Source organism: Microbulbifer mixtoriginis (SeqCode), assembly GCF_052466715.1.
The window spans coordinates 2,663,735-2,677,391 of sequence record NZ_CP174288.1 but is presented as its reverse complement, the minus strand read 5'-3'; the positions used below and the strand labels follow the sequence as shown (position 1 = coordinate 2,677,391).

The following is a 13,657-nucleotide window of genomic DNA, read 5'->3' as shown; positions in this document are numbered from 1 at the left end:
AGTTGCTCGTTTACCTGCGTCTAGAAGTATCTGCGCTGTTTGTTTTTCTGTTAGTTGGGGTCTTTTCTCTTTAAGGTATTGAGATGACATACGTGTTACCAGCTCATAATTTGCCAGGAATGAAGCTAGCTCTGGTTTTTTAGGTTGGTAACACTTACCAGCAGCGGCACTAGACAAGGTAAAGTGTTCATACATCTTAAGGATCTCAGGCGTACTCTGGGTAGTGGAGTTCGAACTGGATAAAAGTACGATGGATAGAGTTATTATGAATTGCATAACATTTCCATATGTTCAATGGTCTGCACTTATTTTAACTTAGAAATCTTAGTTTTTACACTGTTTGAATAATTGCTTTCACTATGAGGTGGCTTACTTGGCTGGAAAATAGATCTTTTGGTTTTACCAGAAATGCCAAATAGCCACCCATATTATCACTATAGTATTTTTGGCCATCTTTGAGTTCACATTTACTACTGAGAGAGTAGGGAGATGAAAAGCTTCTTTTTGGATTCCATCCTTTTTTCATGAATTCAGAACCTCTTATAAGTTTCTACATTTTATGCATGGACTCTAGTTGCTTCGGTTCTTATTGCTGAAACATCTCTATGCCATGTTTCTTACTAAGTTCCACAATCTCTTTAAATGAGTTTGCTTACAATTCAATATCACAAGCGCCACCTAATTGCTTGCAGGTCATAGTTTTCATATCGAGATCCTTTTGTGAAAGACAATTGATTTTTTGGAGTGCTAATTTTAGGACAACTGTAGATTTGAAGAGGTAATGGTGGAGAGGTACAGATTGGGAGACTTGAGCGATAGATGGCATTGCTAAGCTTGCTGCAGCTCTTTGAGAGGGCATTTGTGTGTACTTATGGGTATTAACGGGCCTTACAAAGGGCCATGTGGCCACAGTTATTAGACCCAAAAATCTTATGCGTGCCTATCCATTACCTTAATAGTAATATCTTACGCTTGTTTGAATGCTCGTGATAGAGACTAACTGTAGTGGTCTAATCCTTCCGGGCACCTGGCTTCTCTGCAATCTACCTCTCACCATTCTTTGATTTAAGCTCTTCTCGCTTCTCTGCACCCGTGATAAAGGGGATTCAGAAGTTTATTAAGTTCGCTTGGTAGGATGGTGAGAATAAGCATGAATTGCTTCCTTAGGTATTAGGCATGGACTTCTTGATATTATGATGAAGTCTAGTTAATAGAGTCTTCACGAGGCTTGTTGCTTAAGCCATTGTCGAGGGGAGCATCCCACGCAAGCTTTAAAGGCGCGAGACAAGGCGGCCTCGCTTCCATAGCCAACTTCCTCTACCACCAGTTTGAATGGCAAGCCCTGTTTCAAAGCGCGCTGTACTAACGATATCCGCCAACGCTGCAAGTATGCAGCTGGAGTGGTGCCAACTTGATCACGAAAAGATCTGGCAAATACACTCCGCGACATGCCAGCTTGTTGGGCCAGCTCTTCTAAGGACCAGTCATGTGCGGGCTGTTCATGTATGGCAATCAGGGCTAAACGCAAGCGTGAGTGTGCCATACCAGCCAGCATACCAACCTGTGTCAGCCCTTCCTCCATCAAGTGCCGAAGTACCCGAATTACTATGATTTCGAATAGGCGATCTAGTATCGCCTGGCGACCACAGTTTTGAGCGAAAGCTTCTTCAAAAATCAGGTCCAGTACACTTTTTGAATCGGATATAGCTGACAATGGAAGGCAAACAAAGTCGGGCAGGGCTGCCGCTATAGGATTGCCAGGGCCGCCATCAAAGCTGAGGTTGGCACAGGCAAAATCTGCCCCACTCTCGGAGTCTGTAATAAAGCGATGTGCCAACGGTCGCGGGTAGAACAGCAGGCTGGGCTCTGAAATCTGCAACTTCGGACCACTGCTGTGGTTGACTTCGACAGTGCCCTGGCGAATCAAATGGAGCTGTCCCATATCACCGTCGCCATTTAGCCCATTAATACCGCATAAAGTGCCTGTGTGGAATACGCGTGCTGTGATTGAGAATTTATCCAGCAGGGCAGCCAGCCGATCCCCCATTCTGATACTCCTGGTCAATTTATAAAGACTTATTGTTACATATCGTCCCATTTCTGGGGATAAATTTAAACCCGTTGACAGATATGAGCCCCGGCTCTTCACAAAACCAAGGAGTATTAGCATGCAGTTAGAAAAAGTCCTCTACACAGCAGAGGCTACCGCTACGGGTGGTCGGGAGGGACGAGCACTATCAACTGATGGTGCCCTCGACGTCCAACTTTCAACACCACGAGAACTTGGTGGTGCAGGTGGTAACGGCACCAATCCTGAACAGCTATTTGCGGCTGGCTATTCCGCCTGTTTTCTAGGTGCATTGAAGCATGTCGCAGCTCAAGAAAAAATCACTCTGCCAGATGGTTCACAGGTTACCAGCAAGGTCGGCATAGGCCCGATACCCACAGGTTTTGGCATTCAGGTGGCGCTGTGTATCAGCTTGCCCGGGCTGACGGAGACTGTGGTGCAGCTGCTGATTAACAGGGCCCATATCGTATGTCCCTATTCAAATGCAACCCGTGGAAACATTGATGTACACCTTGTGCCCGCTGAATAAGTGGCCGGCATTTCCCAATACCTGATTTAAATGCTTCGAAGGAGAAGCCAGTATGAATCCCTTAACTCGTAAGATAGGTGCTCTTGGAATAGCTCTCCTTACTACATTCAGTACAATACACTCTTCAGCTGACTCAAAATCTAGTAAAGCTGCCGAGTCTGCTAATAGTTATTCTAAGACAGCCAGCACCATCACCACCCGTGATGGAGTTCAGCTTTACTACAAGGATTGGGGGCCAAAGGACGGGCCGGTTGTTACCTTCAGCCATGGTTGGCCACTAAGCTCGGACAGCTGGGAGTCGCAGATGATATTCCTGGCATCCAAAGGTTATCGCGTTGTGGCGCATGACAGGCGAGGGCACGGCCGCTCCAGCCAGCCCTGGGACGGTAATGATATGGATCATTACGCAGATGATCTGGCAGCTGTCATCAAAGCGCTGGACCTGAAAGATGTGACCCTGGTGGGTTTTTCCACCGGTGGCGGTGAGGTCGCGCGCTATATCGGCCGACATGGTACAGATCGCGTTAAGAAAGCCGCGCTGATCTCAGCCGTGACACCGCTTATGCTTAAGACCAACACCAACCCAGGTGGTTTGCCGCTGGAAGTATTTGATGGTCTCCGTAAAGGGTCCCTGGAAAACCGCTCTCAACTTTACCTGGATATCGCATCTGGACCATTTTTCGGATTTAACCGTCCAGATGCAGAGCCCTCGCAAGGTTTGATTCAGTCATTCTGGGCGCAGGGAATGCGAGGTGGACACAAGAATACCTACGATTCTATCGCTGCCTTTTCGGCTACAGATTTCCGTGGGGACCTGAAGAAATTTGATGTGCCTACGTTGATAGTTCATGGGGATGACGACCAGATTGTTCCCATCGACAATTCGGCCCGTGCCGCAGCAAAAATTGTCCCCAATGCCAAGTTGGTTGTTTATCCCGGTGTGCCGCATGGCCTTGCCGACACTCATAAAGAGCAACTCAATCACGACTTGTTGAAGTTTTTACAGGACAGGTAAATAGCACCAGGAGTGCCCTGCGAAAGCAGGGCAGCCTACAAGAATACTTTTTTAGTTTTGACAATACTGATCATACCTCCGTAGTTAAAAAACGGATGTAAATTCAACGCGTGATACAACAATTGTAGGTGGTGGTTAATCGGGCCTGAATCGAAGCTTCCCCCCTGGAAGTAGGCGCCATCTTGAAACAATGATCTTGGCCCAGGCACTTCGAAACAATCAACAACCACCTGCGAAATAAAGGTATGATGTTACGTGAAGGAACCATCATTGATACCACAATCATCCCAGTATCAGGTTCAACATAAAAACAAAGCAAAAATTCGATATTTTGAAATGCATCAGGCAAAAGGATAGTCAGAGGCACTTTGGAGTGAAGGTGTATATTAACACCGATGATATGCTGGATTATGTCCACAATATTGATGCTGCAGCAGCTAATATCCATGGGGTTACTGCTACAAAAAAATTCTTTAATTGGTATCGGTTTGGCTATCGGAATTATCTGAAACTATTGGCTTTTCATATATTCTTTGAGAGTATTCTTTTACAGGCTTGAAGTTGAGTACTTTATAGTTGGCTGGGTGCTTATTTTGTTCTTTAAGCAAACGATAAAAATCTATCTGTCTTTTAAATGCGTGATAGATAAGAAGCGGTCGCTGATTTATGCTTACATCAATGACAGCAGTTTTGGCAATTTCCTCTTTGTGAAAATGCCGGTCGATAGTGATTCCATTTAATGTTCACACCTTTAATAATATGGTTCCAGCATGTGACCTTTACTTCCCCAAAATTTACACCATCGGCCAGCAGATACTACAACATGTAAATAGAAGGGAGTTTCATCCTCCTCGGGCGATTGCTCTGGGATCTCAATTTCATGTAGTTCAGAATATCTATTTGCTGAATCAATTAGGTCGTCACCATAGCTTATAAGCTCTGAAGGCTGTTGATATTCAAATGCTTTAGCCAGCAAGTCTTCCCCAATAATCTCCTTACAATTTTTTAGAAACTGTGCCCTGAAAGAGTAAGCTTCGACGTAACCTTGAGTATTATTGCTGTAGCAAGGAATACCATCGCAGGGAGGGGATAGCTCTAGGACATAATATCCAGTTAATTGGGACAAAAATTCTTCTTCTGTAATTTCTTGAGCTGAGTCTTTGTACTTCTCTTTAGCCCATTGGGTAGCTGCTTTATCAGTGCCCACCTGGGGTGTGTTAAGAGTTTCAAAAGCAGAGATTGATATCTCATCAAATCTTCGCTCTAGTTTTTTCTTCCCCACCAAACTTTTCCTAAAAGATGTTGATAGATTTCCCTAAACTCTTTCTCATGCCCAGGCTTTGCTTTATTGGCAGGATTCCAATCTAAACCCATAGATCCTTCCTTGCTGGCGTACAGTATTTAAGATTCTAGAATATATCAGCTCGATTGATTTTATGAAATATTCTATTTGGGCAAGAGCTGCATGTATTATACCGATAAAAAGTAGCTAGGGGAGGTGAGTTGTGGGGGTGGTGCTATTTGCCTGCGTTTAAGGTAATTGTCATATTTTAATACGGCTATGACACTGGATAATAATGCTATTGGTTATCTTTGTAATCGACAGCTCTTTTTTTCTTGTTCTTAAGCTTTCTGCAAATGCTCACAAATAAAATCCACACATAGTTTAATTTTTGGTATTTGATATTTACTGCGCTCGTAAAGAAGAAAGATGCCAATATCACCTCCAGGGCTGACAGAGACTTTACCTTGGGTGGGAACCTGTACTAATTCTCCAGATTTCAGGTGTTCGCAAATACTCCATGAGGGTACACAGAACATACCGCGATGATTTAGTGCTGCAGCCAGTAGAGCTTTGCCATTATTGCTGATCAGGTGGGTGGATAGCTTTAGTGGCACCCAGTGATCATCATCGAAATAATGCCAGTCAATCAGCCCTCTGGGGCCGCGGTATTGGAGGGCGTGGGCAGATTCAATAGTCTGTTTGTTTAGCGGTAACTCTTTCCCTAGGGTGTTTAGGTACTCGGGTGTGGCGGTGAGTGAGAATTCGTTCTTGGATAAACGCTTGGCGATGACATGCTCATCGGGAGCGGAGCCTCCGCGAATGGCGATATCTACAGGATCTTTACCTAGCTGGGTAAGATCGTCGCTATAGTGCAGGTCAAAAACAATGTTTGGGTAGCGTTGGGCGAATTGTTCCAGTAGGGGGGTTAAGTGCTGTTCGCCGTAAGAAGGTAGGCAGCTGATACGGATCAACCCGCTGGGGGCTTCGAAGGTTTGGCTCACCAGCTCATCTGCCTGCTCCAGTTGGCGAATGGCTTCATTAATCATGGAGTAATAGAGCTTACCCAGTTCGGTAACTTCCACCTTGCGGGTGCTGCGCTGCAATAGCTCTACTCCCAGAGACTGCTCAAGGTCCCGCACACGCCGTGAAATAGAAGAGGCGGGAACATCGAATTCCTCAGCCACTGCAGTAAAACTACAGAGTTCTGCCACGCGCTTGAAGTAGCGTAATGCCCGGATTTTGTCCATAAAGCCCCTATTCTAGCTTGTTTACACGGCAACTTAGCATTCATTATTGTCAGAAAGACAAAAGACTTCCACTAAATGCTCTCTGTTTCTCAGTTGGGGCAGGGGGCACTATCGCTCTCATTCTTGAACTGATGACTAGAGAGATTAATGAAAGCACTCAAAATTACTCAGTATGGCGATATCGATAGCAGTCTGGCTTTCCAGGAGGCGAATGTACCCGAGCCAGGTGCGAGCGAGGTGTTGATCAAGATCAATGCCGCCAGCATCAACCCCATTGATCTAATGGTGATGCGCGGCGAGATGAAAGCGCTAAAGAAGCTCAACTTGCCGGTGGGAATTGGCCGGGATCTGAGTGGCGAGGTGGTCGCAGTGGGTAGTGGAGTCTCACAATATCAGCCCGGAGAGGAAGTGTTCGCCAGGGTGGGGGAGGATCATGTGGGCACCCTTGCCCAGTATCTGGTGGTGGATGCTACGCATCTGGCGAAGAAACCTGAAAACCTCTCCCATGAAGAAGCTGCAAGTATCCCTTTGGTGGGGCTGACCTCCTACCAGGCCTTGATCCAGGTTGCTGGTTTGAAGAAGGGAGAGAAAGTATTGATCCATGCGGGTTCCGGTGGCATCGGCTCTATGGCGATTCAGCTTGCCAAGGCCTACGGCGCTTATGTGATTACTACAACCAGTAGTGCCAATGTGGACTGGGTGCGTAAACTCGGTGCGGACCAAGTGATCGATTATAAGAAAGAAAACTATCTGGATTTATTGTCTGATATTGATGTGGTGTATGACACCCTAGGCCAACAATACACAATGGATGCTTTTAAAGTATTGAAAAGAGGCGGCAGAGTAGTATCTATTGCTGGGGTGCTGGACCCGTTGACGGCGAGGGAGTTGGGTATCAACTGGTTTTTCCGTAAGCTAATCGGGCTTAAGTCTCGCCCGGTATTGAAACAGGCGAAAGACAAGAATGCGTTTTACCGTATGGTCATTATGCAGGCGAATGGGGATCAGCTCAGTGAGCTAAGCGCCTTATACAGGGACAAAATCATTTCTCCCGTCGTTGATAAAGTTTATCCATTCAGCCAGAGTCTGGCGGCTTTCTCTTACCTGAATACCAAGCGAGCAAAGGGTAAAGTGATCATTTCATTGTACAGCGGCGATTAAATCGCCGGACTATTTGAACGGCTTCTTTACAAGTTGGCAGTCATTCCTGTATCTATTGGGTGATTGCCAATGGCTAGCCACGCTTATTTTATTGCTAGTCGCAAATGATAAATGATTATCGATTGCACAGCAGGTACTTTTAATATTTTATAGGTTGGCAGTTTTGCTTGTGAAAGACTTTCACAATGAATCTATAAAACAGTAGCCATTAACATTTCGGCGCGAATTTAGAATTAATGAGATCCACCTCACATAATTGCTCGGTCGCATCACTTCTCAGTGCAAAAAATTAGCAATTGCCGGTTTTCCTAGATTTGACTTTCCTCACATCTGCCTATTTCTGTATTCACTACAATGCCGCTGGCTGAAAGGTCCCTGTTTACAGGCACTTCAATGTGGCCCTCAAGGGGTTTGCACATCGCTGGTTTTCATTGATAAGGATTGGGTCAGAGGTAGGCCACATGTTCAGAATTTTACAGATAGCTCTCCTTCTTTTACTGGCTGCCGCAGTGAATGCGCAGAATGTCAGTCGTGATGATATCCGTGGTTTGGACGAGCAAATCCAGGATGTTAAGAAAGATGTAATTGATCTGACAGCAACTTTGGCACAGTTGGAAGAGAAACTGTTGTTTCCTTCCAATACTCAGGTGGCTTTGTTTGTTTCTGTCGCAGACGAAAAGCCTTTTGAACTGGAATCCGTAGAAGTCACTCTCAATGGTGAAATCGTGGCGCACCACCTCTACACCTATCGGGAAATTGAATCCTTACAAAAAGGGGGGGTGCAAAAAATCTATACCGGTAATGTGCAGGCTGGTGGACACCCGTTACAAGTGCGCTTTATAGGCAAGACCCCTTCCGGTAAAGAGTATCGAGCCAATGCTTCTTATCAAATCGACAAGGCGGTAGGGCCAAAGTTTGTCGAGATCAGAATTTCCGGAACCGAGTCCGAGATTAACTTCAAGGACTGGTAACCATGCGTATACCCCTGCTTTCGGCATTTCCCGGCGTAGCTGGAGCTGGCCTGCGAGTTCTCAGCTTTACTTTATGTAGTTTGTCTCTACTCCCTAGTGTGGCTGGCGCAGACGATGATAAAGAAGAATTACGCGATCTGTTCTTTGGTGCGGCCATGTACTACGCCCACCAGGAAAACTACTTTGATGCGATTGTAGCGCTGGATAACGAACTGGCCCAGTATCACCGTCTGGATGAGCCCGCGTTAGACCCCTTCAGTAATCATCTTGGGCAGGCTGAATTCTCTGTGGGTGACATGGAGCTTTCCTACCGTATGCACCGGGAAGCGGGGCGCGCAATTGAAGCGGTGCTGAAGGGCAATGTTTCGCAGGAGGTGCGCAATGAAGCCGCCTATCGTCTGGCTAAAATTCACTACCACAAACAGCAGCCTCTAAACGCTTTGCATGCGCTGGAAATGATTGAGGGCAAGGTGCCCTTGCGGGTGCGTGCCGAGGAGCAATTCCTGCGCGCGCGGGTTTTTATGGAGTTGGGGCGTCTCGAAGAAGCGGTAGAGCTACTGAAAGACCTGAAAGGTGAGGAATCCCTGGAGGGCTTTGTGGAGTTCAACCTGGGCATTGCCCAGTTGAAATCCGGCGAGGAAGCACGCGGGGTGTTGGAGCTGACCGCTCTGGGCAAGCGCCACAGTGGCGACCCGGCCGATCAGGCCCTGTACGATAAGACCAATTTATTACTGGGTTCCCACTTGATGGAGGCCGGCGAACTGCAGCTGGCGCGCCCCTATTTTGACCGGGTGAATCTCGAAGGGCCTTTCTCCAATCGGGCGCTGCTCGGTGCCGGTTGGGTGGAGGCCCGAGCGGGGCGTTTCGATCGCGCCCTGGTACCCTGGCGGATATTGCAAAACCGTAAGGGCACCAATGAATCGGTGCAGGAAGTGATGCTAGCTGTACCTTACGCCTATGGAAAATTGGATGTACACAGTACTGCGGCAATTCATTACGGCCGCGCCCTGGATGCCTTTGGCCGTGAGATCGACACACTGACGGCTTCCATCAACAGTATTCGTCAGGGCAAATTTCTCGAAGCGCTGCGGCGCAAAGAGGCTACCCAGGTACAAAACTGGGTGGTGGCGCTGCGCAATCTGCCGGAGGCACCGGAGACTCACTATCTCCTCGACCTCATGGCCTCCAATGACTACCAAGAATTTCTGCGTAACTACCGCGACTTGAATGATCTCTACGAGCGCAATAAAGAGTGGCTTAAAAGTCTCACTGCCTTCGAGGATATTATCAGTGCGCGTCGGGCTTACTACGAGCCCCTGTTACCACAGCTGGATGAGCAGTTCCGTACCTTGGATGCACGGATCAAGCTGCGTATGGAGCAGCGCGATCAATTCTCCAGTCGCATAGAGCAAATGCTGGTTTCTCGCCGCCCGGAGTATCTCGCCACCGCCGAAGAGCAGGAAGCGCGCCTGCAACTACTGCAGCTGCATAAGCAGATCGCACGCAACCCTAAAGGTTTTACCGAGCAAAGCCGCAGCCGTGTTGAGCGCTTGCAGGGTATTTTGGATTTGCGTCTCTCTACCGAATATCACCAGCGTCTCACCGAGGCCTATAAGCATTTGCAGGCCCTCAACGCTGAGATCGAAAAGTTACAAACGGTGTACCGCTCCTATGTGCGCAGTCGTCAGGCGGCGACCCACAGTTACACCGGTTATAACAAGGATATCCAGCGTTCGCGTGCGCAGATTCGTTCGGCCCAGCAGCGTCTGGAGATGTTGATGGCGCGCCAGGGCAGCATGCTGGAAGCACTCGCTGTTGAAGAGCTGGAGCGCCGCCGCAGCCAACTGGAGAGTTACCAGATCAAAGCGCGCTTCGCCCTAGCCGACAGTTACGACCGTGCCAATGAGCTGCAGGAGCAGCGCGAGGATCAGCGCAAGATTGAACAGCATCGCGAGGCTCAGCCTGAAACTTTGCCAGAGCAAAACCCTCCCGAATTGGAAACACCGGAAAGCGAAAATGGGCTGCAGGAGCAGAGCCAAGAAGCGCAGCCGGAAACTCTGCCTGAGAGCAATCCTGCCGAATTGAAAGTACCAGAAAGTGAAAATGGGCCACTGGAGCAGGGCGAGCAACTCCAAGCAGACCAGCCGGAAATTTTACCTGAGAATAAATCCACTGAACGGCAAGTTTCAGAAACTGAGGGGGATAAGGCGTGAAACCTGTAAATCATCGCGTAAGTCTCTCTGCTAGTTTTGCGATCGAGCCAATAGCTACAGGGCGGAAGCCCAAAAATGCACTGCGCTATGGTGCATTCGCCGCGGCATTACTGTTACTTAACGCTTGTGCGGTGAACAGCGGCAAAACAATTGGCAGCCTGCAAAATGTCGATATTGAGATTAAAGAGGAATATATCGACGGCAGCCTGGAAAAGGCCCTGGCAAGTTATCAGCGCTACCTGCAGGAAACACCCGAATCGAGTCTCACCCCTGAAGCGATGCGTCGGATTGCCGACCTAAAAATTAAGCAGGCGCACCGGGCCGAGGATGCTGCCATTGACGGTATTGCCCCTGCCACAGCAAGCAGTGGTGCTGTGATTGCCATCGAAGCACCGGAGGCAACTGCAGAAAATGCCCTGGAAGCTCCGGCTGAGGTAACCGCGCCTGTTGCCAAGGTACAGCGTATCCCCACTGAGCATGCAGCAGGGGCGGAGTCTGATGCGGACTTTGAAGCCCGCGCTAGTGGCAGTGTGGATATCGCTGCAGACACCACTCCACTGCAGGTTCCTGAAGAAGACCCGGAAGCGCTGATGTCGGCGAATGCCCGAGAGGCCATCGCTCTGTATCTCAACCTGCTGAAGAAATACCCTCTTTACGACCGCAACGACCAGGTGATGTACCAGCTCTCCCGCGCCTATGAAGAGGCCGGGCAAATTGATGCCGCAGTAGATGTATTGCGGCAGTTGGTAGCCAAATACCCGGATTCCCGTCATATCGATGAAGCCTGGTTTCGCCTGGGGGAATATTACTTTACCCGCAAAAAGTATCTGGATGCGGAAGAGGCCTATGGCCGGGTAATCACCATTGGGCAGATTTCCAGTTTTTACGAGCTGGCCCTGTATAAACGCGGTTGGTCCCTGTTTAAGCAGGATATGTACGAGATGGCCCTGGACGATTATGTGGCCATGCTCGATTACAAAGTCTCCCAGGGTTACGACTTTGACCAGCAGACCAATACGGTTGAGCGCAAGCATGTGGACGATACTTTCCGCGTGGTGAGTCTGAGCTTCTCATATATGGAGGGCCCGGATTCTATTGTCGACTATTTCTCCCGCAAGGGTGCGCGCCAATATGAATACCTGGTGTACAGCCATCTCGGGGAGTATTACCTGAATAAACGTCGCTACCAGGATTCGGCCAAATCCTATATCGCCTTTGTGGAGCGCAATCCACTGCACAAGGTTTCTGCGGACTTTTCCATTCGTGTGATCGAGATTTACAGCAAGGGCGGTTTCCCCAAACTGGTGCTTGAAGCGAAGAAGACTTTTGTAAATACCTATGCCCTCAATGCCGACTACTGGACAGTATTCGATATTAATGAATTTGGTGAGGTGGTCGAATTTCTACAGGCTAACCTGATCGACCTGGCCGGTCATTACCATGCCGCCTACCAAAACAAAAAACTGAAGGATAAAAAGGGAGAGCATTACCTAGAGGCAATTCACTGGTATCGCCGTTACTTGCAGTCCTTCCGTGAAGCTGAACGCGCGCCGGAAATGAACTACCAGCTCGCCGGCTTGATGCTGGAAAATCGCGATTTCCACAATGCCGCTCTGGAATATGAGCGCACCGCCTATGAATATCCTGCCCACAAGGATTCCAGCGAGGCGGGTTACGCTGCGGTTTACGCTTATCGCGAGCATCTGGCCAACAATCTGAAAGAAGCCAGTGCAGATCAGCGCGCTCCATTGTTGCGTGAAATTATTCGTTCATCGTTAACCTTTGCCGATACCTTCTCACAGCACGCCAAAGCGCCGCAGGTAATGCTGGGTGCGGTGGAAGATTTGTACGGTCTTAAAGACTATACGCCGGCGATCGATAACGGGCGCCAGCTATTGGAAAAATTCCCGGCGGCAGAGCAGGAGATTCGCCGCTCCGCCTGGATGGTGGTGGCTCACGGCTCCTTTGATACCCATGCCTATGCCGATGCGGAAGTGGCCTATGGGGAAACCCTGAATCTCACCGCCACCGATGCCAAGGATCGTGCTGGCCTGGTCGACAATCTGGCGGCATCCATTTACCAGCAGGGTGATATGGCACGCAAGCAGGAGGACCACGCTACTGCTGCCGGCCACTTCCTGCGCATTCGCGCTGCGGCTCCGGGAGCCACTTTACTGGCCACCGCCGAATACGATGCTGCTGCTTCCCTGATTGTGCTCAAGGATTGGACCCAGGCCGCCACAGTGCTGAACAATTTCCGTGGGAATTTCCCAGAGCATGAACTGGCCAAAGATGTCACCAAGAAACTGGCGGTGGTCTATCAGGAAAGTGGCGAGCTCTTATTGGCAGCGGCGGAGTTTGAGCGTATTGAGCGAGAATCTGAGGACGAGGAAATACGCCGCGAGGCTCTGACACAGGCAGCGGATCTCTACAGTACCGCTAAAGACAGCGACAGGGCGTTGGCGGTGTTGAGACGCTACGTGAAGCTGTTCCCCAACCCCATGGAGCCCGCCCTGGAGACGCGGCAAAAAATCGCCGATATCTACAAAACTGCTGGGCAGCAAAAACGCTATATGCAGGAACTGCGTGAGATGGTGCGCATAGAGAAGCGTGGCGGTTCCCAGCGCAGTGATCGCACCCGCTACCTGGCTGGTAGCGCCGCGTTACAGCTGGCTGAGCCCAGTTATCAGGCCTTTACCAATGTGATGCTGGTTAAGCCAATCGAGCAGAACCTCAACCTGAAACGCAAGCGCATGAAAAAAGCGATTAGCGATTTCTCTGCCCTGATTGATTACCAGGCAGCGGATGTGACCGCCGCAGCCACTTATTACCTCGCGGAAATTTATTTGCACTTCAGTGTGTCTCTGAAGGAATCCGAGCGCCCAACGAATTTGAGTGCGCTGGAACTGGAAGAGTACGAGCTGGCTCTGGAAGATCAAATTTATCCGTTCGAGGAAAAAGCGATTTCCGTGCATGAAAAAAATGTCGAGTTACTTGGGATGGGTATCTACAACCCCTGGATCGATAAGAGTATCGGCCAACTTGCCGGTCTGATGCCGGCCCGTTATGCCCGTGTCGAAGAGGCTGGTGACTATCTGCAGAGTATTGTCCCTCTGCCACCGGAGCCGGAGGCCTTGGAATCAGCGGAAGTAGTTTCCGGCCAGTAAT

The 13,657-nt window shown here is 49.1% G+C and carries 10 protein-coding genes; 7 read left to right on the top strand and 3 right to left on the bottom strand.

What is annotated here, in order from left to right; genetic code table 11:
* Positions 1-1,219 precede the first annotated feature (1,219 nt).
* Positions 1,220-2,047 carry an AraC family transcriptional regulator gene (locus ACJJH9_RS11805; protein WP_444922870.1) on the bottom strand — a complete coding sequence of 276 codons (828 nt, stop codon included), beginning with the start codon at positions 2,045-2,047 and terminating at the stop codon, positions 1,220-1,222.
* Positions 2,048-2,168: 121 nt separating this feature from the next.
* On the opposite strand from ACJJH9_RS11805, the gene ACJJH9_RS11800 reads away from it, so the two are divergent.
* The 3 genes from ACJJH9_RS11800 to ACJJH9_RS11790 all read left to right on the top strand — a co-directional run bounded on the left by ACJJH9_RS11800 (position 2,169) and on the right by ACJJH9_RS11790 (position 4,171).
* Positions 2,169-2,597, top strand: a complete 429-nt coding sequence (locus ACJJH9_RS11800) for an organic hydroperoxide resistance protein (RefSeq protein ID WP_444922869.1) — start codon at positions 2,169-2,171, stop codon at positions 2,595-2,597.
* A 52-nt stretch (positions 2,598-2,649) separates the two neighbouring features.
* Positions 2,650-3,612, top strand: a complete 963-nt coding sequence (locus ACJJH9_RS11795) for an alpha/beta fold hydrolase (protein WP_444922868.1) — start codon at positions 2,650-2,652, stop codon at positions 3,610-3,612.
* A gap of 373 nt (positions 3,613-3,985) precedes the next feature.
* Positions 3,986-4,171: a hypothetical protein gene (locus ACJJH9_RS11790; RefSeq protein WP_444922867.1), complete on the top strand. Its 186-nt coding sequence runs from the start codon at positions 3,986-3,988 to the stop codon at positions 4,169-4,171.
* Between the two features lie 192 nt (positions 4,172-4,363).
* Here the strand turns inward: ACJJH9_RS11790 and ACJJH9_RS11785 are convergent, their stop codons facing one another.
* A complete protein-coding gene (locus ACJJH9_RS11785) occupies positions 4,364-4,894 on the bottom strand; it encodes a hypothetical protein (protein WP_444922866.1) in 531 nt (176 codons plus the stop codon).
* A 341-nt stretch (positions 4,895-5,235) separates the two neighbouring features.
* Positions 5,236-6,144, bottom strand: coding sequence for a LysR family transcriptional regulator (locus ACJJH9_RS11780; RefSeq protein WP_444922865.1), 909 nt, complete (start codon positions 6,142-6,144; stop codon positions 5,236-5,238).
* Positions 6,145-6,291: 147 nt separating this feature from the next.
* Between ACJJH9_RS11780 and ACJJH9_RS11775 the strand changes: the two genes are divergently transcribed.
* From ACJJH9_RS11775 to ACJJH9_RS11760, 4 genes are all read left to right on the top strand, one after another.
* Complete coding sequence (locus ACJJH9_RS11775) at positions 6,292-7,305, top strand: NADP-dependent oxidoreductase (RefSeq protein WP_444922864.1); 1,014 nt, start codon at positions 6,292-6,294, stop codon at positions 7,303-7,305.
* Between the two features lie 461 nt (positions 7,306-7,766).
* Positions 7,767-8,276, top strand: a complete 510-nt coding sequence (locus tag ACJJH9_RS11770) for a hypothetical protein (RefSeq protein WP_252082145.1) — start codon at positions 7,767-7,769, stop codon at positions 8,274-8,276.
* 2 nt (positions 8,277-8,278) lie between these two features.
* Positions 8,279-10,489 carry a tetratricopeptide repeat protein gene (locus ACJJH9_RS11765; RefSeq protein ID WP_444922863.1) on the top strand — a complete coding sequence of 737 codons (2,211 nt, stop codon included), beginning with the start codon at positions 8,279-8,281 and terminating at the stop codon, positions 10,487-10,489.
* Complete coding sequence (locus ACJJH9_RS11760) at positions 10,486-13,656, top strand: tetratricopeptide repeat protein (RefSeq protein ID WP_444922862.1); 3,171 nt, start codon at positions 10,486-10,488, stop codon at positions 13,654-13,656. Before ACJJH9_RS11765 ends, ACJJH9_RS11760 begins: the two co-directional genes overlap by 4 nt.
* The last annotated feature ends 1 nt before the right edge of the window (position 13,657 follow it).